This window comes from Pseudarthrobacter sp. BRE9 (assembly GCF_031844305.1).
Lineage (GTDB): Bacteria > Actinomycetota > Actinomycetes > Actinomycetales > Micrococcaceae > Arthrobacter.
Window position 1 is genome coordinate 1 of record NZ_JAUZUY010000005.1, and the last position, 25,424, is coordinate 25,424.

Here is a 25,424-nt window from a genome sequence, read left to right on the forward strand (position 1 = left end):
GCCGCCGCTTCCTGCTTTTAATGGCCGCGTGCCTGGGACTACGCGGCCGGGGCGCTAGTACTGCCGCGAAGCCGCGTGCCCGCGCGGACGAAGCAGGAGCGCGGCCACGACGCCGCCGGCGGCCCCGCCCAGGTGGGCCTGCCAGCTCACGTAGCCGGCCACGAACGGCAGGGCGCCCAGGAGGATGCTCCCGTAGCCCATGAACAGGACCACTGCGAGCAGGATCTGCCGCCAGCTGCGGTTGAAGAACCCCCTGACCAAAAGGAACGCGAAAAGCCCGAAGACCAGCCCTGAGGCGCCCACGGTGACGCCGCTCCCGATGAGCCATACCGTCAGCCCGCTGCCGAGCCAGCTGAAGGCCAGTGCGGTGAGGAACACGCGCAACCCGGAGAGGAACACCAGGAAGCCAAAGATGACCAGGGGCAGGCTGTTGGAGAGCAGATGGCCCAGGTTTGCGTGCAGGAGCGGGAAGGTGAAGATGTCCAGCAGCCCATCGGCGCTCCTGGGCCGCAGCCCGAAGGTCCGGGTGAGGGCCCCCATCATCAGCGTGTTGATTACTTCGATGGCGAACAGCAGGGCCACGAAGCCGCCCAGCACTACCAGCCCGCCTTTCGCGCGGGACGCGATGGTCTGCCGCTCCGGGAGGCGTCCGTTACCCATCAGTCCGGCCATGGCCGCTCCTAATGCACAACGATCGGCTGGAAACCCTCGGCACGGAGTGCGCTGAGGACCTGCTCACCGTGCTGATGGCCTTTGGTCTCCAGGTTCACAGTGATGGAGACGTCGCCCATGCTGATGGAGCCGCCCACCCTGGTGTGGTCCAGACCGGTGACGTTGGCGTCGTTTTCGGCGATGATCCGGGCAATAGTAGCCAGTGAGCCGGGGCGGTCATCAAGCATCATCCGCACCGTCATGTAGCGGCCGGCCGCGGAGAGGCCGCGCTGGATCACCTTCAGCATCAGCATGGGGTCGATGTTTCCGCCGGAGAGCACGGCCACCGTGGTTCCCGGGTTCTCGATCTTGCCGTCCATGAGGGCTGCAACGCCCACCGCCCCTGCAGGTTCAACCACCATCTTGGCCCGTTCCAGCAGGAAGATCAGGGCGCGGGCCAGGGAGTCTTCGCTGACGGTGACAACATCGTCCACCAGTTCACGGATGATACTGAAGGGCAGTTGCCCCGGGCGCCCCACGGCAATGCCGTCCGCCATCGTGGAGACCTTTTTCAGCGGCACCAGTGCATCGGCGGCAAGCGAAGGCGGGTAGGCGGCAGCGTTTTCCGCCTGCACCCCGATGATCCGGATGTCCCGGCCAAGTTCCCTGGCACGTGCCTTGATGGCGACGGCGACCCCCGCCAGGAGTCCTCCGCCACCGACGCCCATGAGGATCGTGTCAACGTTTGGAACCTGCTCCAGGATTTCCAGGCCCACGGTGCCCTGGCCCGCCACCACGTCCACGTTGTCGAACGGATGGACGAAGACCATGCCGGTTTCGTTGCTGTAGCGCTGGGCTTCCGCGAGCGCCTCGTCCACGTTGTGCCCGTGCAGGATCACTTCCGCACCATGGCTGCGGGTGGCGGCGAGCTTCGGCAGCGCCACGCCCAGCGGCATGTAAATCCGGGCTTTGATGCCCAGGCTTTTGGCGGCGACGGCAACACCCTGTGCGTGGTTGCCTGCGGAGGCTGCCACTACTCCCCGCTTTTTCTCGTCAGGGGAAAGACGCGCCATCCGGACGTAAGCGCCGCGGACCTTGAACGAGCCTGCACGCTGCAGGTTTTCGCATTTGAAGTAGACGTCCCCGCCTACCATGCTCCCCAGCGCCCGCGAAGACTCCACGGGAGTGCGCGCAATAATCCCGTCAAGCAGCTTCTGCGCCTCAAGGACATCGTCCAGTGTGACGGGAAGGGTTTCAAGGATCTTCACGGACTACTCTCCTCTGGGTTCTGCCCCGGTGCCTTCCGGGGAGGAAGTGCGGGCATCACGGTGTTCGGCTGGGGTGCCGGACGCCGCGCCCCTCCCCGCACCGGGTGCAGACGGCGGTTCAACGTCCTTGATGGTGTTGTCCCCGCCTGCTCCAGCCGTGATGGGCTTTCCGGCAATTACCGGCACCTGTTCATGTTCCCACGTTCTTGCGGCGATGTAGCGAACAGCCGAGTTTGCTACGGCCAGGATGGGTACGGAGAACAGCGCTCCGGGGATCCCGGCGAGGTAGGAGCCGGCCGCAACGCTGAGGATCACAGCCACCGGGTGGAGCGACACTGCCTTGCCCATGACCAGGGGCTGCAGGATATGGCCTTCAAGCTGCTGGACCAGCAGGACGATGGCCAGCATGATCAAGGCGTTGATGGGGCCGTTGGCCACCAGGGCCAACAGGACGGCAACGACGCCGGTCACCAGGGCACCCACTACCGGGATGAACGAGCCCAGGAAAACCAGCACACCCAGGGGAAGCGCAAGCGGGACGCCGAGGATGGCCGCCCCCACGCCGATGCCGAGGGCGTCGACAGCCGCGACGAACATCTGGATACGCGCATAGCTGACCATGGAGGCCCAGCCCTTGCGGCCGGCGCCGAAGGTGGCGGCCCGGGCTTTCCTCGGAAGCATCCTGACCAGGAAAGCCCAGATCCGGTCTCCCTCCAGGAGGAAGAAGATGAGGATAAACAGCGAGAGAAGCATTCCGGCGGCGAAGTGGCCGGCGGTGCTGCCAAAGGACAGGGCGCCACTGAGGATGCTGCTGCTGTTGTTCTGCAGGGCGTCGGTGGCTTCCTTGACGTACTGGTCGATCTGCGCGGCGGTGAGGTGCAGGGGTCCAGCCGACAACCAGTCCTGGACCTGCCGTACGCCTTCGAGCGCTTGGGAATAGAGCTCACCGAATCCGACCGCGAGCTGCCTGCCCACCAGGGCCAGCGCTCCACCGATGACGCCGATGAACCCAAGGATTGTCACGGCGACTGACAGGCCTGCAGGCAGTCCGCGGCGCTTCAGCCATGCCGTGACCGGGCTCAGGAGTCCGGCGAGGAGTGCGGCCACCATGATGGGGATGACCAGGAGGGTGATGTGGCTGAGCAGCCAGACCAGCGTCCCCGCCATCAGGAGGATCAGGCCCAGGCGCCAGGACCAGGAGGCGGCGATGCGGATGCCATACGGAATGTCCTTGTCCAGTTCACGGTCCGTCAGGACCCGCAGGGGCACTGCCGCGGCGGGCGGCGGCGACGGAGCTGGGTGGGCCATGGTGACCTCGTCCTCGTTTGGCGTCATATCCCAATACTTCCCCAGCAATCGCCCAATGGGAAACTACCGGCCCGCCGCGCCGGGCCTGTAGTCGATGCCCCACTCCATGCTGAACGACTCTCCCGGCTGCAGCCACCGGAGGCCGTCGCCGGAGTTGAACGCGTTGGCCGGCCCCGTCATTGGTTCCACCGCCACTGCCCGGCTCCGGCCCGGGTATACCGTGCTCACGTAGACGTGGACGTAGCGGCAGGCCTCATCCTGCCAGAGCGAGACCTCGCTGCCGTCGTCGGCTGCCAGGGTGTGCCGGGCCTTGCCGTCCTCGAAGCGGAGGTCCGTCAGGGCCACGTCCACTGCCAGGTCCGCGATGTGCCGTCCGGAACGGAAGTCAACGTCGCCGTCAACCGGGGCCGAGCTGCGCGGTATCAGCCGCTCATCCGTCACCAACCGGGTGCCGGCGGCAACGGTGAGCCGCAGTTGCTCATCCGGCGTGTCGCCAAGCCGCAGGTAGGGGTGGGCGCCGAGGACAAAAGGCGCCGCTGCCGCGGAGTCATTGGTGAGGGTCTGCCTGACCTGCAGCCCCAGGTCTTCCGAAAGCCGGTACTCCACCCTGTGCCGCACCAGGAACGGGTAGCCGTGTTGCGGAAAAACGGTGGCCTCCAGTGCCACCTCGTGCTGTGACTCCCCCACTTCCACATAGCCGGTGTTTCGAAGCAGGCCGTGGCTGGCGTTGCTGCGGGGCACTTCGGTGATGTCCAGCTGCTGCTTCCTGCCATCCAGGAACCAGACCCCGTCCTCCACCCTGTTGGCCCAGGGGGCGAGGGTGATTCCCGCCCCGCCGGGCGCGATCTGGTCATCACCGTACGTTTCGGTCAGCTGGACCCCGCCGCGGCTGAACGAGCGGAGCCCGGCAGCGAGCTCGGTGACCACGGCGACGGCGTCGCCCCGGCGAAGCTCGTACTGCCGTCCGGTGGCGCAGGACCGTGTGGATGAGCGGGTGGAAGTTCCGGGTTCGGAAGAGGCTGTCATGGGCATTACCGTACATCGGGCAGCACAACGCTTCCATCCCACCCTGTTACTTTTTGTTGTTAACTATTCATTCTTGATCGTTTATGCCAGACTTTTTGTATGACAGGGATAACCAGCACCAGACTCTCCGACGGGCGGGAGCTGATCTACTTCGACGACGACAGCACCAGCACCTCGCGCGCCGAACATCTAACCACCGACCACCGGGGCCTGCCCCCGCGCGGGGAGCCTGGCGAGGTGCGCTTCGATGCATTGACGGACGAATGGGTGGCCGTCGCCGCGCACCGCCAGGCGCGCACCCACCTGCCGCCCGCGGACCAGTGCCCCATCTGTCCCACCACCCCCGCCAACGCGTCCGAGATTCCTGCCGCCGATTACGACGTTGTGGTGTTCGAAAACCGGTTCCCCTCACTGGGACCGGCCCTGGGACCTGTGCCGGAGAACGCCGTATGGGGAACAAAAGGCCCGGCGTACGGCCGCTGCGAAGTGGTGTCATTCACCCCCGAACACACCGGATCATTCAGCGGCCTCAGCCAGGAGCGGTCCCGCACGGTGATTGAGGCCTGGTCACAGCGCACCGCTGCCCTCAGCGCCATGACCGGCATCAAGCAGGTGTTCCCGTTCGAAAACCGCGGCGCCGACATCGGCGTGACCCTGCACCACCCCCACGGGCAGATCTACGCCTACCCCTACGTCACGCCACGCGCCGGCACCCTGGGTGCGGCCGCCCGGAAGTACTACGACGCCCGGGACGGCAGGGACACCCTGACCGGTTCGCTGCTCCGCGCGGAACGGGAAGACGGCAGCAGGATGGTCCTGGACGGCACGCATTTCAGTGCCTACGTGCCGTTCGCCGCCCGGTGGCCGCTGGAAATCCATCTGGTCCCGCACCGCCACGTCCCGGACCTGGCGGCATTGAGCGGAGAGGAAAAGGATGAGCTGGCACATGTCTACCTCGACCTGCTCAAGCGGGTGGATGCGCTGTACCCCACGCCCACTCCCTACATCTCCGCCTGGCACCAGGCGCCGCTGGATGACCTCCTCCGGCCGGCAGGCTACCTCCATCTCCAGCTGACCTCCCCCCGAAGGGCGGCAGATAAGCTGAAGTACCTGGCGGGATCGGAGGCAGCCATGGGCGCCTTCATCAATGACACCACCCCCGAAGTTGTGGCGGAACGCCTGCGCAATGTTGCCGTCCCGCCGTCGTCCACGCCTGCAGCCGCCCTGGCGGCCACCCCGGAAGGAGCCTCCGCGTGAGTACCCAGGACCAGGCAAAGGCCGCACCTGCCGCCCAGGACCTCAGCGCCCGCTTTGAGCACGAGTTCGGAAGCGCTCCCGACGGCGTGTGGCAGGCTCCGGGGCGGGTGAACCTCATCGGCGAACATACCGACTACAACGAGGGCTTCGTCCTTCCGTTCGCCATCGACCGCACCGCCAGGGTGGCCGTCGCCGCACGCCGGGATTCAACCGTGCGGCTCCTGTCCACCTACGGCGACCAGGGCGTGGTCAGCACCGCGCTCGACTCCCTGCAGCCCGGCAAAGCGAAGGGATGGCCCAAATACCCCCTCGGCGTCATGTGGGCCCTCCGGGAGCGGGGCATCACGGTTCCCGGACTGGACCTACTCCTGGACTCGAACGTGCCCCTCGGTGCCGGCCTGTCGTCGTCGCACGCCATCGAATGCGCCGTCGTCACGGCCTTGAACGACCTCACGGGCGCCGGGCTGGCGGCTCAGGACATGGTGCTCGCAACCCAGCGGGCGGAAAACGACTTCGTCGGTGCGCCCACCGGAATCATGGACCAGTCCGCGTCCCTTCGCGGCGCCAAGGGCCACGCCGTCTTCCTGGACTGCCGGGACCAGACCGCAAGGCTGGTACCTTTCGACACCGGGCCCGCAGGCCTGGTGCTCCTGGTGATCGACACCAAGGTGTCGCACTCCCACGCCGACGGCGGCTACGCATCGCGCCGGGCATCCTGCGAGCTCGGGGCGGAGGTGCTGGGGGTGAAGGCACTGCGGGACGTCGACGTGGCTGACTTGGAGGAGGCCAGCGGCTTGCTCGATGAGGTGACGTTCCGGCGGGTGCGGCATGTGGTCACCGAGAATGACCGCGTGCTCCAGACTGTGGAACTCCTGGCCGGCCCCGGCCCCGGCGCCATCGGCCCCCTGCTGGACGCCAGCCACGCCTCCATGCGTGACGATTTCGAGATCTCGTGCCCGGAGCTGGACCTGGCCGTGGAAACCTCCCGGGCCCATGGGGCCATTGGTGCCCGCATGACCGGGGGCGGGTTTGGCGGAGCGGCGATTGCGCTCACGCCCGTGGACGCCGAGCAGAAGGTGCGTGACGCCGTCGTAAACGCTTTTGCCGACGCCGGCTATACGGCGCCGGATATCTTTACCGTCTCCCCTGCCGCTGGAGCCCTGCGCGTTGCCTAGGCGCGCCCGGACGGCCTGAGGCCGGCAGCGAGTTAACGCCCGTGGGCCCCACCAGTTTGGTGGGGCCCACGGTTGTTTGATCTACGACGGCGGAAGCTGCCGGGGTGCCTAGTCGTCGCCGCGAAGGATGGCCAGCAGGCGGATAATCTCCACGTACAGCCAGACGAGCGTGACGGTCAGGCCGAAGGCCGCAGTCCACGAGAAGCGCTGCGGGGCTCCGCTGCGGACGCCTGCTTCGATGCTGGTGAAGTCCATGATCAGCGAGAAAGCAGCGAGGCCGATGGCCAGCAGGCCGATGAAGACGCCCAGCGGGATGCCGAAAATCTCGACACTGCGCAGGCCGAAGGGCTGCTGCAGGACGCCGGTCCACATCAGCACCATGTTGACCAGGGCAAACACCGCGTACCCAATGATGGCGATCATAAAGAACCGCATGGCCTTCGGCGTGGCGCGGACCTTGCCGCTCTTGAACAGCAGCAGGGTCACGGCGAACACAGACAGGGTACCGATGACAGCCTGCAGGCCCACGCCGGGGAACTGGGTGTCAAGGATCCTGGTGAGCCCGCCGAGAAAGAGGCCCTCCAGTGCCGCGTACGCCAGAATCAGCGCCGGCGACGGCTGCTTCTTGAAGGTGTTGACCAGGGCGAGTACGAACCCGCCCAGGGCACCGACAATCATCAGCATGGAAGCCAGCCCCAGCCCCACGGTCAGGGTGATGGCTGCGCCCACCAGCACGGCGCCGAGGCAGGCAGCGGTCTTCATGATGACGTCGTCGAACGTCATCCGTCCGGTGTCCGCGGGGCCGGCCGACGGCTGGCTGTACATCTGCCGCAGCTGTTCGTCCGTCATGCCCTGTGGCTGCGTGCCCCAGCCCTGCTGGCCGTAGGGCTGCTGTCCGTAGGGAGCACCGTAAGGAGCCTGCGGGACAGGCGGTGCCTGGGTGGCTCCACGGAAACTCTTTCCGTTGAAGATCGGGTTGCCGCCAAGTGCCATTGCGGGATTCCTCCATGTGGATGTGGGTGATGAGCTCTTTGTTACGCTACCAATTCCCACGCGGAGGCAGCAGGGAAAGTTCCCACGGGGCCCGGTTGCAACCGAACCGTGACCGTTGCGCGCCGTCAGGCACCGGACCCCGTCACGCGAACTACCCCACCCCCAGGTAGGCCTCCTTGATGGACGGGTCTTCCAGCAGTTGCTTCCCGGTGCCGCTGTGCGTGATCTCCCCGGTTTCCAGCACGAAGGCGCGGTGCGCCCCCGCCAGGGCCTGGTTGGCGTTCTGCTCCACCACCAGGACCGTGGTGCCCTGGGTGTTGATTTCCTTGATGATCTTGAAAATCTGGCGGATGAACTGCGGCGCCAGGCCCATGGACGGCTCATCGAGCAGCAGCAGTTTCGGGTTGGACATCAGGGCCCGCCCAATGGCCAGCATCTGCTGCTCACCGCCGGACATCGTGCCCCCGTACTGCTTTTCCCGCTCCTTCAGCCGCGGAAACAGGTCGAAGACGCGATCCAGGTCCTTCCCCACGCCACTTCTGTCCTTGCGCCCGAAGGTTCCCATGTCGAGGTTTTCCATCACGGTCATGCCGGGGAAGATACCGCGCCCTTCGGGGGCCTGCGAGATTCCGTGGACCACCCGGATATGGGCCTTCATCTTGGTGATGTCCTGGCCGCCGAAAGTGATCTTGCCTTCCGAGCAGTTCAGCAGCCCGGAAATGGTCCGCATGGTGGTGGTCTTACCGGCACCGTTGGCGCCGATCAGAGCCACCACTTCGCCTTCGTCCACCGTGAAGGAGATGTTCCGCAGGGCCTGGATGCGGCCATAGTGAACGGAAACGTCCTGAAGTTCAAGCAACGTCATCTTCGGGCTCTCCTAGGTATGCGGCAACAACGCGCGGGTCTTCACGGATCTCGCGCGGGAGTCCATCTGCGATCTTCTTCCCGAATTCCAGCACGACGATCCGGTCCGTCACGCCCATCACGAGCTTCATGTCGTGCTCAATCAGCAGCACAGTGTAGCCCTCATCCCTGATGGTGCGGATGAGCGCCATCAGTTCCTCCTTCTCGGCGGGATTGAAGCCTGCAGCAGGCTCGTCGAGGCACAGCACCTTGGGATCGGTGGCCAGGGCCCGGGCGATCTCAAGGCGGCGCTGGTAGCCGTAAGGCAGTTGCCGGGACAGGACGTGAGCGTGGCTGCCGATGCCTACGAAGTCCAGCAGGGCCATGCCCCGCTCGATGGCCGACTTCTCCTCCCTGATGTGGGTGGGCAGGCGAAGCAGCGCCCCGCCGACGCTGGTCCGGTGCCGCGCGTCCAGGCCCACCACTACGTTCTCGAGGGCGGTCATTTCGCCGAACAAGCGGATGTTCTGGAAGGTGCGTGACAGGCCCAGGCGGGTGATCTTGTGCTGCTTGATACCGTTCAGGACCTGACCCTCCAGCATCACCTTTCCGCTGGTGGGCTTGTAGACACCGGTCATCGCGTTGAAGCAGGTGGTCTTGCCGGCCCCGTTGGGCCCGATGAGGCCCAGGATCTCGCCGCGCTTGATGTTGAAGCTGATGTTGTCCAGCGCCACGAGGCCACCGAACTTGATGGTCAGGTTCTGCACCTCAACAATGTTGTCGCCTACCTTGACCGCGATGTCGCGGTCCGGGGCCACCTTTTCGGCAAGCTCCGGGTCGACCCCGGCCTCAGCCAGGGCTTCAATGTCGATCTCGGGCGCAACCGCGGCGGAACCGTCATCTGCGGGCTGATCCTCAACGCTGCTGGAGCCGCCATGCCTTTCCTCAGAGCTCATGCCTCCGCTCCTCTCTGTGCGGCCGTACGGGTGTCGGGACCGGCTGATGGATTGTCCGTGTCCTTGGTTTCGATGCCCTCGCGGCTGGTGATTTTGTTCAACGCCGTCCGCCCGTAGGCGAGCAACCGCTGCCGTGCCGGGAGCAGCCCCTGGGAACGGAAGATCATGATCAGCACCAGGGCGATGCCGAAGATCAGGTACTTGTATTCTGCGATGGCCGTGAACCTCAGCGGGATGTAGCTGACCAGGGCGCCGCCCAGGATGGCACCCACCTTGTTGCCGGCTCCGCCCAGCACGACGGCGGCGAGGAACAGGATGGACGTGGTGACGTCGAACTTCTGGTTGTTGACGAACCCCACCTGGCCGGCGAAGAGGGCACCGGAAAGGCCGCCGATCGCGGCGCCGATGGCGAAGGCCCACACTTTGTATTTGAAGGTGGGAACGCCCATGATCTCGGCTGCGTCCTCGTCCTCACGGATGGCGATCCAGGCGCGGCCCACCCGGCTGCGTTCCAGGTTGCCCACCAGGAGGGTGACGATGATGATGATGGTCAGTGTCAGCCAGTACCAGGGCACGCCGTTGGAGTTGGAGAAGATGGGCGCTCCGTCGGCCGCGGTACCCGGTGGGTGGCCGACGTTCTGGAAACCCACCTGGCCTTTCATGGCCGGGATGATGGTGGCCAGGATTCGGACGATTTCGCCGAACCCGAGCGTCACGATGGCGAGGTAGTCGCCCCTGAGGCGGAGGGTGGGCACGCCCAGGACCACACCGAAGAACATGGTGACCGCCATGGCCACCGGGATGGTCCACAGGTACGGGATGTGCAGGAAGGGCGAGTCCGGGCTGGTCAGCATCGCTGCGCAGTAGGAGCCCACCGCGAAGAAGGCGACATATCCCAGGTCAAGCAGGCCGGCGTAACCCACCACCACGTTGAGGCCGACGGCGATGAGTGCGAAGCGGGCCATGTCGAAGCACGCCAGGGCGAAGTTGTTGCCGGGCTCGGTGGTGATGATGGGCGGGTTCATCAAAGGGAGCAGGTAGGCCAGTACGACGACGATGACCAGGAACGCCCACTGCTGTTGCCGGGACAGTGCGTGCCACCGGTCGGAGAAGTACCCGGGCTTGCGTCTGCCCCGCTGTGCGAGATCGCTTTTTCCTGCGGCTTTCGAGGACGCTTCGCGTTCTTCTGCTGCCTGTTGTGCGGCCGCCGTCTCCAGCGGCGTGGGGCCGTCCGTCATGCTCATGCTTTGCTCCTTCCAAGGGAGGTTCCCAGGATGCCTTCGGGCCGCAGGAGCAGCACGAGCACCAGCACCACGAAGGCCACGACGTCGGTCCACTGCGAGTTGCCCAGCAGGATCTGGCCGTAGTTGCCGATCAGGCCGAGCAGCAGGCCGCCCAGCAGCGCGCCGCGGACGTTGCCGATGCCGCCAAGCACGGCGGCCGCGAACGCCTTGATGCCCAGGACGAATCCGCCGCTGTACTGGACACCGGATGGGATTTTCATGACGTAGAACAAGGCGGCAGCTCCTGCAAGCAGGCCTCCGATGACGAAGGTGGTAATAATGATGCGCTCTTTGTTGACGCCCATCAATGTTGCGGTGTCAGGATCCTGGGCAACGGCCCGGATGCCGCGGCCCGTGCGGGACTTGCTGATGAACCTGTCGATGCCCACCATCATGATCACCGCGGCGATGATGATCACCAGCTGCTGGGAATCGATGATGGTGCCGAAGACGTCAAAAATGGGAGTGGGCCGGAACATGGTCAGTGCGAGCTCGGGGCTGGGACCACGCCACAGGTAGATCAGGTACTGGATGGTGAAGGAAGCACCGATGGCGGTGATCAGGAAGACCAGGCGGGGGGCGTTCCGTTTCCGAAGGGGTTTGTACGCGATGCGTTCCAGCAGGAAGGCAGTGACGGCCGAGGCAACCATGGCCAGGACCAGCGCCAGCAGCAGGTTCAGGATGATGGCCCAAATGTCGAGCCGGGGAACCGAGGGGCCAAACCCCAGGGTGCTGAGGGTGAAGAAGACTGCATAGCAGCCGACGATGAACACTTCCGAGTGGGCGAAGTTGATCAGGTTAAGCACGCCGTAAACCAGGGTGTAACCCAGAGCAACGAGCGCGTAGATGGCCCCGAAGGTGAGCCCGTCAAAGGTGGCGCTCCAGAAGTTCTGGGCCAGGGACGGTATGTCGAAGGTGATCCAGTCGTTTTCAGTCGGGAGTAATGGGACAAGAGAGGGAAGCATGGGAACATCCTGATCCAGTTGCACGCGGCCTTGTGGGCCCGGCCGTGGGACTTGTGTCTATTGACTTAACTTGGTCCTGGGCTGCTGCCAAGCGAAGAAAAGGCTGTGGGGGCCTGCTGATGCTGGCCCCCACAGCCTTTGCCTGTCGCCGGGCTGCTACTCCCCGATGGGCCCGATGGGAACGATCTTCCCGTTCTCCACCTTGTAGCCGTATACGGCCGGAGCCTGGAGTTCACCCTTGGCGTCCCACTTGTAGTGCTTGCTCAGGCCGTCCTTGTCGTAGGCCTTGACCCAGGCGAGTAGATCGGCGCGGCTTTGCTTGCCGGCGTCGATCCCGGACAGGAGGACGGTTGCGGCGTCGTAGCCCTCGATGGAGTACGTGCCGGGTGCGGCACCCTTGGCGATGTCCTTGTAGGCAGACGCAAAGTCGGGAATCAGTTCACCCGGAATGCAGGGGCAGGTGAAGTAGGAGTTGTTCGAAGCATCGCCTGCCTGCTTGATGAACTGGTCGTCCTTGACGCCGTCAGGTGCCACGAACGTTCCCGTGAAGCCCTTTCCAACCAGCTGCTGGTCGAACGGGGCGCCCTCGGCGTAGTAGCCGGCGTAGAAGACGGCGTCGGCTTTGGCGTTCATGATCTTGGAAATGACGGCGGAGAAGTCCTTCTGCCCGGTGGTCACCTTTTCCGTCCCGGCCAGGGCGCTGCCCAGGCCGGCAGAGGTGGAGGTTCCCAGGCCGATGCCGTAGTCGGAGTCATCCTGGACCAGGTAGATCTTCTTGGCGCCGAGCTTCCCGGTGAGGAACTTGGCAGCCGCCGGGCCCTGGACGGCGTCATTGCCGAGGCCCCGGAAGAAGGTGGTCCAGCCGTTGCCCGTCAGGCCCGGGTTGGTGGCCGACGGCGTGATGTGGACCAGACCCCTTTGCTCGAAGATATTGCCTGTGGCCTTGGATTCACCGGAGAACGGGAGGCCGACCACACCAAGGATGTCCGGCTCGCTCACCAGCTGGGTGACGGGGCCGGTGGCCTTGTTCGGGTCGCCTTCCGTATCGAACTTCTTGAACTGGACCTGGCAGCCGGGGTTGGCCTTGTTGTGCTGGTCGATGGCCAGCTGGATGCCGTTGAAAATATTGACGCCGAGCTGGGCATTGGGGCCGGTCTGTGCACCGGCGAAGGCCAGCGTGGTGGTGGCCGGGCAGGTTGCCTTGCCGTCGCCGGCAGGCATGACAGCGCCGGAGGGGACGTCCACTTTCGAAATGGCGGGGATGTTCACTTTGCTGGACGAGCCGGAGCTCTCAGAGTTGCTGGGGCCTGCTTGGTTGGCGCAGGCCGACAGCAGCATGCTGAACGTGGCTGCCGCTGCCAACGAAGTGAGGACTTTCTTTCGGTACATTAATCTGCCTTCCGAAACAGGACCGTGCGATGCGGGTGCGGAACGGGCGCGGTGGCGCCCGGAGCGGGACCAGGTATTCCTGATTTAGGTTCAAGCTAGTGCATAGACGGCAGGAAACTAAGTGACTGAGGTCACAGCCTTATAACAGTCGTTTCCTGTGGGGCATTAAACGCCGAAAGCCGCCTGCTGGGCAGGCGGCTTTCGGGAGTCCGCGAGGGCGCGTATGGGGGGGAAACTGTGTACCCCAGGTGGGACTCGAACCCACAACACGCGGATTTTAAGTCCGCTGCCTCTGCCAATTGGGCTACTGGGGCGCCGGGGTCAATGGTACCTGTGAATGGCGCATTGGCTGGAAACGCCGACGGCGGCCGGCCCCGCAGAGGGGACGGCCGCCGTCGGGCGTTGTAAAGCGGTGGAACAGACCCGTTACTTGGCGTTGGCCGCCACCGTTTCCTTTGGAGCGGCTGTGGCGGTTGAACCGGAGCCGGCGGCCGGAACGGCTGCGGGTGCAGCCGAGGGCTTCGGAGCGGGGGTTGCTGCCGAGACGAAGGCGCCGCGGGGGTTGTCCAGATCCACGAGCTGGGTGGTGTCGCGGCCGGCGAAGAAACCGATGATCCAGTTCAGGATGACGCGGAACTTGCGCTCGAACGTCGGCATGGCCATGCCGTGGTAGCCGCGGTGGGCCAGCCAGGCCAGTCCGCCCTTGAGGCCGATCCGGCCCAGGAGGTTGATGTTGGCAACGCCCTTCCATTCGCCGAAGCCGGCCACGGCACCAAGGTTCTTGTGCTTGTAGTCCGCCAGCGGCTTGTCCCAGCGGGAAGCCCACAGGTTCTTGGCAAGGCGCTTGGCCTGGCGCAGGGCGTGCTGGGCATTGGGGACGCAGGTGCCGTCCGGAAGGCCCTTGCCCGTCAGGTCCGGAACAGCGGCGATGTCACCGGCTGCCCAGGCGTTTTCCACGATTCCTTCGTCGCCGGCGATGCGCAGGTCCGGAAGGACGCGGACGCGGCCGCGGGGCTCGAGCGGGAAGTCGGTGGAGCGGACCATGGGGTTGGCCTGCACGCCGGCCGTCCACACCAGGGTGTCGGCTTCGAATTCCTGGGCAGGGGTCTTGTCCGGCAGGTTGATGAGCTTCAGGGTGCCTTCCGCGCTGTCCAGCGAGGTGTTCAGGAGGACCTCGATGCCGCGGCTGCGCAGGTGCTCCACCACCCAGTCAGCCTGCTTGGCAGTAACCTCGGGCATGATGCGGCCCATGGCTTCGACCAGGACGAAGCGGACTTCCTCCTGCTTGATGCGCGGGTTGTTGCGCACGGCAGCGCGGGCGAGGTCTTCCATCTCGGTGATGCACTCGATGCCGGCAAAGCCGCCGCCGACCACCACGAAGGTGAGGGCCCGGGCGCGGGCGGCAGGGTCCGTCATGGTGGAGGCGACCTCGATGCGTTCCAGCAGCTTGTTGCGCAGCGCAACCGCTTCCTCGATGGTCTTCAGGCCAATGCCCTTGTCCGCCAGGCCCTTGATGGGGAACGTGCGGGTGATGGCGCCGGCTGCGAGCACGACGTCGAAGTAGGGCACCTCGAAGTTTTCGCCGCCGTCGGCAGGGGCCACCACAGCCGTCCGGTTGACGTGGTCGATCGAGGTGACACGGCCCTGGATCAGTTCCGTCTGCTTGAGGTGCTGGCGGTGGGACACCACCGCGTGGCGGGCTTCGATGTTGCCGCCGGCCACCTCGGGGAGGAAGGGCTGGTAGGTCATGTAGGGCAGAGGATCAACGACGGTGACGATGCCACCGGCATTCGCGATCTTCTTCTGCAGTTTCAGTGCTACGTACAGGCCGACGTACCCGCCGCCGACGACGAGTACCCTGGGACGGTCCTGGAGCTGTGGGGTGGTTGCCATAGTTTAAGAATAGCGCAGTTTGTGAAAATCTTCACTAACTTGGACCTTGGTCCGTAACCTGCGGATTACTGCGCGAATGCACCCGTTCCACCACCCCGGTTTCCGGTTCTTCCCGGGCAAGGGCGGGGTTGCGGGCAGCCCTCCGGAGCTGGATGGCAGCAGCAGCGATGATCGCCACAAACAGGACGGCGAAACCGATGACGACGGCGGCGCCGATGGCACTGTCCCGCTGGGAAGGCGCCTTGGCGGCGGGAACGGTGGCTTCCGGCAGCGTGGGTGCCGCGCTGGGGGCCGGGGTGGCGGTGGGCAGCGGGGTGGGCGGAGCGGCGTTGCCCCGCCGGTGCACCCGGATCCATTCGGCGACGGTGCCCAGCGGGTTGACCGCTACCTGGGGGACGTCGGCCTTGAGCGCGGCCTCGGCATTGAGGATGCCGTAGCCGTACAGCGGGTCCTTGCCCGGAGCACCGGCATCCTTTGCCGTGGAGACGATCCTGTTGATCACCTGTTCAGCGCTCATGTCCGGCCACTTTGACCGGATCAGCGCGGCCACGCCGGCCACGATGGGCGTGGAACCGGAGGTCCCGGCCCATTCGGCGTAGCTCCCGCCGGGCAGCCCGCCCAGCAGGTTTTCGGCGGGGGCAGCGACCCCGATGCTGATCCCTTGTGATGAGGCGTCCACGCTGGCTACATTCTTGCGGTCCAGGCCGGCGACGGTGAGCACGCCGGGAATGGTCGCGGGTGCGCCCACCTGGGTGTTGCCGCCCACGCGGTTGCCCGCTGCGGCCACGATGACCACGTCCTTTTGTTCCGCGTACAGGAACGCCGCGTCCCAGCTTTGCGGCCACTGCGGTGTTGTGCTGCCAAGCGAAATGTTGATCACCTTGGCGCCGTTGTCCACGGCCCAACGGACCGCTTCGGGGATCTGATCCTGGTCGCTTTTGCCCGAAGGGTTGGCCGAGCCGAGCCAGGTGGAGACGGAAAGGAGCTGCGCTTCCGGCGCCACGCCCATGATGCCGTCCGGCGGTGTGCCCTGCGGCCCGGCACTGGGGCTGGGGCTCGCGCTCGCCGGCTGGTGTCCGCGGCCGGCCAGCATGGTGGCCACCAAAGTGCCGTGTTCGGGCTTGGAGCCGACGCTTTTCTGGCCGTCCGGTTGGCCTGAGCCGGAGGCATCGTGACCGCCTACGACCGCGCCTTTGAGGTCCGGGTGCTGGGCATCGATGCCGCTGTCGATGACGGCCACCTTGACGCCGGCGCCCTTTGACACTTCCCAGGCCTTGGTGATGCCGGAGTCTGCCAGCCAGTATTCCTTGTCGCGCCATTCGTCAGCGCTTGCGGCGGGTGCGGTGAAAAGACCGGCGCAGAGGCAGCACGCTGCCAGGAGGACGGCCAACGCGGCGGCCACCGTCCGGGACACGAACGGGGTGGAAGCTGGGGTGGGGTGCATGGCCTAACCGATGCTCAGCGCGATGCCGTCAAGGATGTCGTGCTCGCTTGCGGTGGCCTCGGTGATCCTTCCGCCGCTCAGCTCCCCCATCCGTTCCAGGATGCGCCGCCACACCAGTCCCCCGGAACCGATGACGTCCACACGTCCGGGGTGCATGTACGGCAGCGCGGCGCGGCGCGCCCGCGTCATGGACAGCAGGTCAGTGGCGGCGGCGCGCACTTCCCCGATGGGCAGCACAGCTCCGTGGATTGCGTCCGGTGAATATTCCGGCAGGCGGAGCGCATGGGCGGTGATGGTGGTGACGGACCCGGCAACGCCGACGACGGCGGTGGCGCGTTCCAGCGGCACGTCGCGTCCGGCGCGGGTGATGGCAGCGTCCACGTCGGCTTCCGCGGCAGCGATCTGTTCAGCGGTGGGAGGATCCTCGCGCAGGTGCCGTTCGGTCAGGCGGACACAGCCGATGTCCACGGACTTCGCTGCGGTGACCCCGGCGGCGGTGCCCAGGACGAACTCGGTGCTTCCGCCGCCGAGGTCCACCACCAGCACCTGGTGGCCGTCCAGGATGGGCAGGACACTGCTGGCTCCGGCAAAGGACAATGCCGCTTCCTCATCCCCGGTGATAACCTCCGGTTCCACTCCCAGCAGGTCCCTGATGCCGTCCACGAAGACGTTCCGGTTGCGCGCATCGCGGCTCGCGGAGGTGGCCACAAAACGGATGCGCTCTGCGCCGTGCTCCTTGATGAGGCGGGCGTAGTCGGCCGTCGCGGCGAAGGTCCGTTCCAGCGCCTCCGGGGCCAGCTCGCCCGTGGCGTCCACGCCCTGGCCCAGGCGGACGACACGCATCTCCCTGACGACGTCGGTAAGGGCTGCGCTGCCGTTGCGGCGGTGGATGTCCGCGATCAGGAGGCGGATGGAGTTGGTGCCGCAGTCGATGGCGGCCACGCGGGTCATTCGGCGGCCTCCGTGGCGTCCGCGGACTTCCGCGCAGGGGCAGGGCGTCCGACGATACCGGGCAGGCCCTGTGGTCCGTGCCGGCTGAGGTCCCTGGACGGCGCCTCGCCGGTGGTGTCCCAGGCACCGTCGCAGTAGCACCTGTCCGCGGTCCACCATTCACTGATCATTTCGAGCGCCTGGTCACCCAGGGGATTCACGCCGCTGCCCGCCGCGAGGGAATGACCCACCAGGACGTGCAGGCATTTGACGCGCGTGGGCATCCCGCCGGCGGATACGCCGTCGATTTCAGGCACAGGGCCGATGCCTGAACGTTCGCCGATCGCCGCACGGGCCGCCAGGTACTCCTCGTGTGCTGACCGGTAGGCGGTTGCCAGGCCGGCGTCGCCTGCCAGCTGGTCATTCATGCTGTTCATGACGCCTGCCGCTTCGAGCCTGGAAACCGCGGACGTGATCACCGGGTGCGTCAGGTAGAAGGTGGTGGGGAAAGGGGTGCCGTTGCTGAGGCGGGGTGCGGTGGCGGCCACAAGCGGGTTTCCGCAGACGCAGCGCGCCGGAATCTCCACGACGTCGCGGACGGGACGTCCCAGCTGCCTGCTCAGTACTTCAAGGTCGTGTGCTGTCGGTTGGCGGGATTCGTCCCGGGCGGCTGCCGTGTTGTGTTCCATGTCGCGGGCCGTCCTTCCTGTGCGGTTCAGTCTGTGGCCGCGCGCCTGATGGACTCCCACAGGGAATCCACCCACGGCAGATCGGCGGGGTCTTGTGCTGCTGCGCCGGCGGGGCTACTGCTTTCTCCGGCCGGCTCATCGCTGCCAAAAACCCAGTAGCCAGTTTCGCCCGGCATAACCATGTTAATGCGGTCGCGGGCCTGCTGTTTGACGTAGTTGGGGTCCTGCCACCGCGAAACCTGCTGCCGGAGGGCGTCGCCTTCGGCCTGGCGTGCGGCGATATCGGCGTTCAGCGCGTCGATTTCGGCTTTCTTGTCGAAGAAGATCTTCACCGTGGGAGCCAGCATGATGGTGATGGCGATCATCACCACGGCCAGGGCCAGCATGCGGCCGGAGAACGCCTTGGCGGGGACGGGGTGCTGTTCCTCGTCGGCGGCCCGGGCGTCCTTGCCGTCATGGGAGCTGCTGCCTTTGCGTCCGGCCGAGGGCCTGGCCCTCGCCGCCTCCCCCGCCTTACCGGGGGCCTGGCCCGCAGTTCCACGCCTTCGGGTATCGCCGGCAGGTGGGGTGTCCGTCGTGGCCGCCCCACCCTTGCCCGGACGGAAATCCGCCCGGATGACCTCGGCACCGCCGGAGGGTCCGTCGTCGGCCGTTTCCCTGGGTGGACGGGCGGGGGCAACCTTGGGAACTTTGGGGCGGCGGGTAGCCATGACACTCCTGAAACGCAGCCTGCCTGGGCCGCCACTATCTGTGCTGGACAAACAACGCTGGACAAACACTGCTGCAACAATGCTGCTGAAACAACAGCGGTGGCTATGGTCTTTCAACCATAGCCACCGCGGATGGGTTTAGGCGGTTACTAGCCCTTGAAACGCGGGAACGCGCTGCGGCCGGCGTAGCGGGCGGCGTCGTCCAGTTCCTCTTCGATGCGCAGCAGCTGGTTGTACTTGGCAACGCGCTCGGAGCGGGCAGGGGCGCCGGTCTTGATCTGGCCGGCATTGGTGGCCACCGCGATGTCGGCGATGGTGGTGTCCTCGGTTTCGCCGGAGCGGTGCGAGGTGATGGTGGTGTAGCCGGCGCGCTGGGCCAGGCTGACGGCGTCCAGGGTCTCGGTCAGCGAACCGATCTGGTTGACCTTGACCAGCAGGGAGTTGGCGGTCCTGGTGTCGATGCCGCGCTGCAGGATGGAGGGGTTGGTGACGAAGAGGTCGTCACCAACCAGCTGGACCTTGTCGCCGATGGCGTCGGTGAGGGTCTTCCAGCCTTCCCAGTCATTCTCGTCCAGCGGGTCCTCGATGGAAACCAGCGGGTAGTCGGCCACGAGCTCGGCGTAGTAGGCGCTCATCTCGCTGGCGGACAGGGACTTGCCTTCGAACTGGTAGGCGCCGTCCTTGAAGAACTCGGAGGATGCCACGTCCAGGGCGAGCGCGATGTCCTTGCCCGGGGTGTAGCCGGCGTTCTTGATGGCTTCCTGGATCAGGTCCAGTGCCGCGCGGTTGGACGGCAGGTTCGGCGCGAAGCCGCCCTCGTCGCCCAGGCCGGTGGACAGGCCCTGCTCCTTCAGGACGGACTTGAGGTTGTGGTACACCTCAACGCCCCAGCGCAGGCCTTCAGAGAAGGTTTCGGCGCCGATCGGGGCGATCATGAATTCCTGGATGTCGACGTCAGAGTCGGCGTGGGAGCCACCGTTGAGGATGTTCATCAGCGGCACGGGCAGGACGTGTGCGTTCGGGCCGCCCAGGTACTTGTACAGCGGCAGGTCAGCGGAGGCTGCGGCGGCGTTGGCGACAGCCAGGGAGACGCCCAGGATCGCGTTGGCGCCGAGCTTGCCCTTGTTGGGGGTGCCGTCCAGGTCCAGCATGGCCTGGTCGATGCTGCGCTGGTCGGTGGCGTCGAAGCCGGTCAGGGCGGGGGCGATCTGGTCGATCACGGCGTCGACGGCCTTCTGCACGCCCTTGCCGAGGTAGCGGCCCTTGTCGCCGTCGCGCAGTTCGACGGCCTCGTGCTCACCGGTGGAAGCGCCGGAGGGAACCGCCGCCCGGCCGATCTGGCCGTCCGAAAGCAGGACTTCAACTTCTACGGTTGGGTTGCCGCGGGAATCGAGGATCTCGCGGGCGTGGATGGCATCGATAAGCGCCATGAATTTGCTCCTTATGGGCGATTAACGGGGGAATCAGGCAGAAAACTCGACGTACTCGTCAGGGACTAGCGTAGTCGAGAGTGCTCCGGGTTACTCAAACCGGCCGGGGCCGGGACGTCATGATGCTGCGGGACCATTTTGATCACCGGGGTCGCTTTGGTAGCGGCGGACCGCCGCACGCAGGGCGCGCTCGGCATCCATGCCGCTGTCACGGGCGGAACGTACGACGGCGAGCAGCAGGGTTCCGAGTTCATCCTCGCCTTGGGGAACGGGAGCCCCCTCGGGGAGCGCCAGGCCCGCGCGGGCGGCCCTGTCCAGCGACTTGTGGGCCTTGGCAAGCGCAGGCAGGGCGTCCGGAATGCCTTCGAAGGCATTAAGCCGCTCCGGGCGTTCGGCCCGCTTGACCGCATCCCACTTCTGCTCTATCTCCTCGACTGTTGCGGGAAAGCTGTCCTGCAAAGAGCCGTCGGGTTTGAAGACGTGCGGGTTCCGGCGGATCATCTTGGCACCCAGGCCGCGCGCCACGTCGTCGAACGTGAACGCGCCGCGCTCCTCGGCCAGCCGGGCATGCAGCACCACCTGGAGCAGGACATCGCCCAGCTCGCTGCGGAGCTCCTCGTCCGGGTGGCCGTCCTCAATGGCCTCGGCCACCTCGTATGCCTCCTCCAGGAGGTACTCCACGAGCGAAGCGTGGGTCAGGGCGCCCATCCAGGGACAGTGCTCGCGCAGGGATGCAAGGACCCACTGCAGCTCCCCTACCGGGGAGCTGGCAGCGTCCTGCTCGTTAGCCAAGGTTGGCGTAGGCGTCGTTGATGTATTCCACCAGCGCTTCCTTTTCCTCCAGGGGCAGGAAGGATGCCTCGGCCGCGTTGAGGGTCAGCTCCAGCAGGTCGTCGAGGTCGTAGTCGAAGGTTTCCACCAGCAGGTTGAACTCGTCGGTCAGGGTGACGCCGCTCATCAGGCGGTTGTCAGTGTTGATGGTGACGTTGAAGCCCAGCTGGTAGAGCATGTCCAGCGGGTGACTTTCGATGCCGTCACCGAATGCCGCGATTGCACCCGTCTGGAGGTTTGAGGAGGGGCAAATTTCCAGGGCGATGCCGCGGTCGCGGATCCAGCTGGAGAGGTCCCCGAGCGTGACCAGGCCCACGGTGTCGCCGGCGTCGTCGTCGTCGTCGAATTCGACCATGATGTCCTCGGCGATGCGGACGCCGTGTCCCAACCGCAGGGCGCGGCCATCCACCAGCGCTGACTGGATGCTGTCCAGCCCGGCGGCCTCGCCTGCGTGCACCGTGGCGGGGAAATTGTGCTGGGCGAGGTAGGTGAAGGAGTCCTTGAAGCGGCTGGGCAGGAAGCCGTCCTCGGCCCCGGCGATGTCAAAGCCCACCGCGCCTTTGTTGCGGTGGCGGACAGCCAGTTCGGCGATCTCCTGGCCGCGGTCGGCGTGCCGCATGGCGGTGATCAGCTGGCCCACCTGGATTTCGCGGCCGCTTTCGGACACAGCTTCGACGCCTGCCTCCAGGCCGTCCTGGACTGCTTCCACGGCTTCATCAAGGCTGAGGCCTTTCTGGAGGTGCTGCTCGGGGGCCCAGCGGACTTCGCCATACACCACACCGTCGTTGGCGAGGTCCTCGACGAATTCTTTGGCCACCCGGAACAGGCCGTCATAGGTCTGCATCACGGCAACGGTGTGGTCGAACGTTTCCAGGTAGCGGACCAGGGATCCGGAATCCGCTGATTCCCGGAACCACTGCCCCAGGGCTACCGGGTCAGTCGAAGGGAGCGTGTGGCCAACGGCCTCCGCGAGTTCGATGATGGTGGCCGGACGGAGTCCCCCGTCCAGGTGGTCATGAAGGGAAACCTTGGGCAGGCTCTTCAGGTCAAAATCGATGGCAGGGGCAGCGTCAACAATGGGCTCAGTCACGTTCCCACCTTAGGGTGGGGCGGGATTCAAAGCCAGCCGTTCAAAACCAGCCGCTACTTGACCGCGGGACCGGCCTCCGCCGACGGCATCACGAGGGCCTGTGTGCCGGGGCGTCCCTCTTGGGCGGACCCTGAGGTTTCATCGCTCCACCCGTCGTCAGCATCAGGTGCGTCATGCCGGCCCAGCCGTTTGTGCCACCAGCGCAGAAGGTGGTCGATGACGATGCCCAGGACAATCGCGAACACTACCGCAATGCCCGCGCTCAGCAGGGGGTTGTGGTGCAGCCAGGGGAAGGAGCTGGCCAGCACGCCGATGCCAAGTGAGTAGCCCACCCAGGTGACGCAGGCGAAGGCGTCGAAGACGAAGAACCTGCGGTGCGAGAAGCCGGTGCTGCCGGCGACGTAGTTGACGGCAACCCGGCCCCAGGGGATGTACCGCGCGGTGAAGATCAGGACGGCGCCCCGCTTTTCCAGCTCATACCGTGCCCAGGCGAAGACCTTCCGGACCTTGGGCCGGCGCATCCACCCCCACCGGTCCAGTCCGATCTTGCGGCCGAGCATGTAGGCCATGTTGTCGCCGCAGATGGCGCCGATCAGGGCCGTAAGGCCCAGGATCCAGAGATTGGGTTCACCGCTGTGCCGGGAGAACGCCGCCAGCGCCACAATAAGCGTCTCGCTGGGGACCACCATGGCGAAGCCGTCCACGAAGAAGAACACCAGCAGGACGGGGTAAATCCACCACTGGCCCGCTGCATGGAGCACGGCCTCATTAATAAACTCCACGCGGTGTTGCTCCTGTATAAAAATGACACAGCCAAAGTGCCGCAGCCAAAGCGGAAATCGTTCCTAAGTGTCCCACGCGGGGGGCGCAGTCCGCTACGCCCCAATGCCCGGAATTACACCTTCAAACGCGCGGGTCAGGCGCCGGGTTCCCTGATCCGTTCCACGACGTTAGGTTTGCCCCGGAATTTGTTGATCACGAGGTCCACCACGATGCCCAGTGCCACTGCGCAGACGATGGCGATTGCCGCTCCGAGGACGTGGTTGTCCTCGAACCACTGGCCGAAGAAGAGCCCGATTGCCACCGAGTAGCCGGCCCAGAGGCTGGCTGAAAGGATGGTCAGGCCCACGAACCGCAGATGTGGATAGTGGGTGGCCCCGGCCGTCAGGTTGACCGCCACCCGGCCGATCGGGACAAAGCGGGCCACCAGGATCAGCGAGGCCGGCCGCCTCCGCAGCTCGCGGCCCGCCCAGCGGAACGCGCTTTGCATGCGCGGCCCGCGCATCCAGGCCCAGCGCGTTGTGCCCACCCGCCGGCCCAGCAGGTAGGCGATGTTGTCACCGGAGAAGGCACCCGCAGCCGCCACCAGGGCAAGGAGCAGCGGGTTGGGAATATCGGCGGTGGCGGCTACGGCGGCGAGGCCCACCACCACGGATTCGCTGGGGACGGGCGGGAAGAAGCCGTCAATGACGCAGCAGGCCAGCACCAGGACAAGGACCCAGGGCTGACCGGCTGCGGCGAGGATGAAGTCATTGATGGCCTGCATTGGTGCCTATGCTATGCGGTCAATAATGAGCTGGTGGGCTGGCCGGGAACCTTCCGGGGCAATGACCACGGCGTGTTCGAGGGCTTCCCTGGCACGGGCAAACCGCTCCGGAGTGTCCGTGAGCAGGGTCATCAGGGGCTCCCCGGCCCGCACGGTGGCGCCGGGCTTTGCATGCATCCGCACTCCCGCTCCCGCCTGGACTGCGTCCTCCTTGCGGGCACGTCCAGCGCCCAACCGCCACGCGGCCACGCCCACGGCGAGCGCGTCCAGTTCCACCAGCACACCGTCTGCGGGGGCGTAGACGACGTCGGATTCCCTGGCCACGGGCAGCGCGGCGCGGGGGTCGCCCCCTTGGGCCGCGATCATCCGGTTCCAGACGTCCATGGCCCGGCCGTCCTTGAGGGCAGCGGCGGGGTCGACGTCGTGCACTCCTGCGCAGGCGAGCATTTCCCCGGCGAGCCGGACGGTCAGCTCCACAACGTCATCCGGGCCGCCGCCCGCCAGCACCTCCAGGGATTCCTCCACCTCGATGGCGTTGCCCGCCGTGAGGCCCAGCGGAGTGTTCATGTTGGTCAGCAGGGCCACCGTGTTAACGCCCGCGTCCTTGCCGAGGGCCACCATGGTCTCGGCGAGTTCCCGGGCTTTGGCCTCGTCCTTCATGAACGCACCGCTGCCCACCTTGACGTCCAGGACCAGCGATCCGGTGCCCTCGGCGATCTTCTTGCTCATGATGGACGACGCGATCAGCGGAATGGCTTCCACCGTGCCGGTAACGTCGCGCAGGGCGTAGAGCTTTTTGTCTGCGGGCGCCAAGCCTGCACCGGCGGCGCAGATCACCGCCCCCACATCCTGGAGCTGGGCCAGGATCTCCTCATTGGAAAGGTTGGCCCGCCACCCCGGAATGGATTCCAGCTTGTCCAGGGTTCCGCCGGTGTGTCCCAGCCCCCGGCCTGACAACTGCGGAACGGCCACGCCGAACACTGCCACCAGCGGGGCAAGCGGCAGGGTGATCTTGTCCCCCACACCGCCGGTCGAATGCTTGTCCGTGGTGTACTTCAGGCCCCCGTCGGGACGCCGGAGGCTGGAGAAGTCCATCCGATCGCCGGACGCGATCATGGCGGCGGTCCACCGGGCAATCTCGGCGCGGTCCATGCCGTTGAGCAGGATGGCCATGTTCAGGGCCGCCATCTGCTCATCCGCGATTGCTCCGCGGGTGTAGGCGTCGATGGTCCAGTCGATCTGTTCCGGACTCAGCGTTCCCTTGTCCCGCTTGGTGCGGATGATGTCGACGGCGTCGAACGCCTCGGTTTTGCTCTCGGTCACCGGGTCTCCTCCAGGTGTTCGGGACCAAAGGCGTCGGGCAGCACCTGGTCCATGGTTTTGATGCCCTGGGTGGTCATGAGCTGCATGTCCGGGGCCCGGAATTCATACAGCAGTTGGCGGCACCGGCCGCAGGGCATGAGGACATTCCCTTCCCCGTCAACGCAGTAGAAGGCGCGCAGCAGGCCGCCGCCGGTCATGTGCAGGTTCCCCACCAGGGCGCATTCCGCGCAGAGCGTCAGCCCATAGCTGGCGTTTTCGACGTTGCAGCCGCTGACGATCCGGCCGTCCGCGGTGAGGGCGGCTGCCCCCACCGGAAACTTTGAGTACGGGGCGTAGGCATTCTTCATGGCCGCGACCGCGGCGGCCTCGAGGGCTGCCCAGTCCACCAAGTGCGTGTTGTCCACCCGTTGCGCGTTGTCCACGG

Annotated in this window: 24 protein-coding genes and 1 tRNA gene; 2 read left to right on the forward strand and 23 right to left on the reverse strand. The window is 66.0% G+C overall.

Annotated elements, in window-relative coordinates; all coding sequences use genetic code 11:
- Positions 1-54 precede the first annotated feature (54 nt).
- The 4 genes from Q9R31_RS11140 to Q9R31_RS11155 are packed head-to-tail and all read right to left on the reverse strand — an operon-like array spanning position 55 to position 4,253.
- Positions 55-672: a rhomboid family intramembrane serine protease gene (locus tag Q9R31_RS11140; protein WP_311262796.1), complete on the reverse strand. Its 618-nt coding sequence runs from the start codon at positions 670-672 to the stop codon at positions 55-57.
- Positions 673-680: 8 nt separating this feature from the next.
- Positions 681-1,919 carry a threonine ammonia-lyase gene (gene ilvA / locus Q9R31_RS11145; protein ID WP_311262797.1) on the reverse strand — a complete coding sequence of 413 codons (1,239 nt, stop codon included), beginning with the start codon at positions 1,917-1,919 and terminating at the stop codon, positions 681-683.
- A 3-nt stretch (positions 1,920-1,922) separates the two neighbouring features.
- Entirely contained in the window at positions 1,923-3,254 is a 1,332-nt protein-coding gene (locus tag Q9R31_RS11150) for an AI-2E family transporter (RefSeq protein WP_311262798.1), read from the reverse strand.
- A 36-nt stretch (positions 3,255-3,290) separates the two neighbouring features.
- The gene (locus Q9R31_RS11155) at positions 3,291-4,253 is read right to left on the reverse strand and encodes an aldose 1-epimerase family protein (protein WP_311262799.1); all 963 of its coding nucleotides are present in this window, start codon (positions 4,251-4,253) and stop codon (positions 3,291-3,293) included.
- A gap of 99 nt (positions 4,254-4,352) precedes the next feature.
- On the opposite strand from Q9R31_RS11155, the gene galT reads away from it, so the two are divergent.
- Positions 4,353-5,510, forward strand: a complete 1,158-nt coding sequence (gene galT, locus Q9R31_RS11160) for a galactose-1-phosphate uridylyltransferase (protein WP_311262800.1) — start codon at positions 4,353-4,355, stop codon at positions 5,508-5,510.
- A complete protein-coding gene (gene galK, locus Q9R31_RS11165) occupies positions 5,507-6,685 on the forward strand; it encodes a galactokinase (RefSeq protein WP_311262801.1) in 1,179 nt (392 codons plus the stop codon). The genes galT and galK overlap by 4 nt, the downstream gene beginning before the upstream one ends.
- A gap of 108 nt (positions 6,686-6,793) precedes the next feature.
- Here galK and Q9R31_RS11170 read toward each other — a convergent pair whose 3' ends face one another.
- From Q9R31_RS11170 to Q9R31_RS11260, 19 genes are all read right to left on the reverse strand, one after another.
- Positions 6,794-7,678, reverse strand: coding sequence for a Bax inhibitor-1/YccA family protein (locus Q9R31_RS11170; RefSeq protein ID WP_311262802.1), 885 nt, complete (start codon positions 7,676-7,678; stop codon positions 6,794-6,796).
- Positions 7,679-7,829: 151 nt separating this feature from the next.
- Entirely contained in the window at positions 7,830-8,537 is a 708-nt protein-coding gene (locus Q9R31_RS11175; RefSeq protein WP_397428239.1) for an ABC transporter ATP-binding protein, read from the reverse strand.
- The gene (locus Q9R31_RS11180) at positions 8,530-9,477 is read right to left on the reverse strand and encodes an ABC transporter ATP-binding protein (protein ID WP_311262804.1); all 948 of its coding nucleotides are present in this window, start codon (positions 9,475-9,477) and stop codon (positions 8,530-8,532) included. The genes Q9R31_RS11175 and Q9R31_RS11180 overlap by 8 nt, the downstream gene beginning before the upstream one ends.
- Positions 9,474-10,721, reverse strand: a complete 1,248-nt coding sequence (locus tag Q9R31_RS11185; protein ID WP_311262805.1) for a branched-chain amino acid ABC transporter permease — start codon at positions 10,719-10,721, stop codon at positions 9,474-9,476. Before Q9R31_RS11185 ends, Q9R31_RS11180 begins: the two co-directional genes overlap by 4 nt.
- Complete coding sequence (locus Q9R31_RS11190) at positions 10,718-11,725, reverse strand: branched-chain amino acid ABC transporter permease (RefSeq protein WP_311262806.1); 1,008 nt, start codon at positions 11,723-11,725, stop codon at positions 10,718-10,720. Before Q9R31_RS11190 ends, Q9R31_RS11185 begins: the two co-directional genes overlap by 4 nt.
- Before the next feature lie 156 nt (positions 11,726-11,881).
- Positions 11,882-13,114 (reverse strand): branched-chain amino acid ABC transporter substrate-binding protein, encoded by a 1,233-nt coding sequence (locus Q9R31_RS11195; protein WP_311262807.1) that lies wholly within the window; start codon positions 13,112-13,114, stop codon positions 11,882-11,884.
- A 240-nt stretch (positions 13,115-13,354) separates the two neighbouring features.
- A tRNA-Leu gene (locus Q9R31_RS11200) sits at positions 13,355-13,428 on the reverse strand.
- Positions 13,429-13,540: 112 nt separating this feature from the next.
- Positions 13,541-15,007: an FAD-dependent oxidoreductase gene (locus Q9R31_RS11205; RefSeq protein WP_311262808.1), complete on the reverse strand. Its 1,467-nt coding sequence runs from the start codon at positions 15,005-15,007 to the stop codon at positions 13,541-13,543.
- Positions 15,008-15,041: 34 nt separating this feature from the next.
- Positions 15,042-16,451, reverse strand: coding sequence for a S8 family serine peptidase (locus tag Q9R31_RS11210; RefSeq protein WP_311262809.1), 1,410 nt, complete (start codon positions 16,449-16,451; stop codon positions 15,042-15,044).
- Between the two features lie 3 nt (positions 16,452-16,454).
- Positions 16,455-17,402, reverse strand: a complete 948-nt coding sequence (locus tag Q9R31_RS11215) for a Ppx/GppA phosphatase family protein (RefSeq protein ID WP_311262810.1) — start codon at positions 17,400-17,402, stop codon at positions 16,455-16,457.
- Positions 17,399-18,070 carry a DUF501 domain-containing protein gene (locus Q9R31_RS11220; protein ID WP_311262811.1) on the reverse strand — a complete coding sequence of 224 codons (672 nt, stop codon included), beginning with the start codon at positions 18,068-18,070 and terminating at the stop codon, positions 17,399-17,401. Before Q9R31_RS11220 ends, Q9R31_RS11215 begins: the two co-directional genes overlap by 4 nt.
- A 26-nt stretch (positions 18,071-18,096) precedes the next feature.
- The gene (locus Q9R31_RS11225) at positions 18,097-18,780 is read right to left on the reverse strand and encodes a septum formation initiator family protein (protein WP_311262812.1); all 684 of its coding nucleotides are present in this window, start codon (positions 18,778-18,780) and stop codon (positions 18,097-18,099) included.
- 149 nt (positions 18,781-18,929) lie between these two features.
- Positions 18,930-20,210: a phosphopyruvate hydratase gene (gene eno, locus Q9R31_RS11230; RefSeq protein WP_311262813.1), complete on the reverse strand. Its 1,281-nt coding sequence runs from the start codon at positions 20,208-20,210 to the stop codon at positions 18,930-18,932.
- Positions 20,211-20,327: 117 nt separating this feature from the next.
- The gene (locus Q9R31_RS11235) at positions 20,328-20,918 is read right to left on the reverse strand and encodes a MazG nucleotide pyrophosphohydrolase domain-containing protein (RefSeq protein WP_311263025.1); all 591 of its coding nucleotides are present in this window, start codon (positions 20,916-20,918) and stop codon (positions 20,328-20,330) included.
- A gap of 76 nt (positions 20,919-20,994) precedes the next feature.
- Positions 20,995-22,131, reverse strand: coding sequence for an adenosine deaminase (locus Q9R31_RS11240; RefSeq protein ID WP_311262814.1), 1,137 nt, complete (start codon positions 22,129-22,131; stop codon positions 20,995-20,997).
- 53 nt (positions 22,132-22,184) lie between these two features.
- Positions 22,185-22,913, reverse strand: a complete 729-nt coding sequence (locus Q9R31_RS11245; protein WP_311262815.1) for a DedA family protein — start codon at positions 22,911-22,913, stop codon at positions 22,185-22,187.
- Between the two features lie 134 nt (positions 22,914-23,047).
- Positions 23,048-23,677, reverse strand: a complete 630-nt coding sequence (locus tag Q9R31_RS11250) for a VTT domain-containing protein (RefSeq protein WP_311262816.1) — start codon at positions 23,675-23,677, stop codon at positions 23,048-23,050.
- Between the two features lie 6 nt (positions 23,678-23,683).
- Complete coding sequence (locus Q9R31_RS11255; RefSeq protein ID WP_311262817.1) at positions 23,684-25,000, reverse strand: thymidine phosphorylase; 1,317 nt, start codon at positions 24,998-25,000, stop codon at positions 23,684-23,686.
- Entirely contained in the window at positions 24,997-25,422 is a 426-nt protein-coding gene (locus tag Q9R31_RS11260) for a cytidine deaminase (protein WP_311262818.1), read from the reverse strand. The genes Q9R31_RS11255 and Q9R31_RS11260 overlap by 4 nt, the downstream gene beginning before the upstream one ends.
- Positions 25,423-25,424 lie beyond the last annotated feature (2 nt).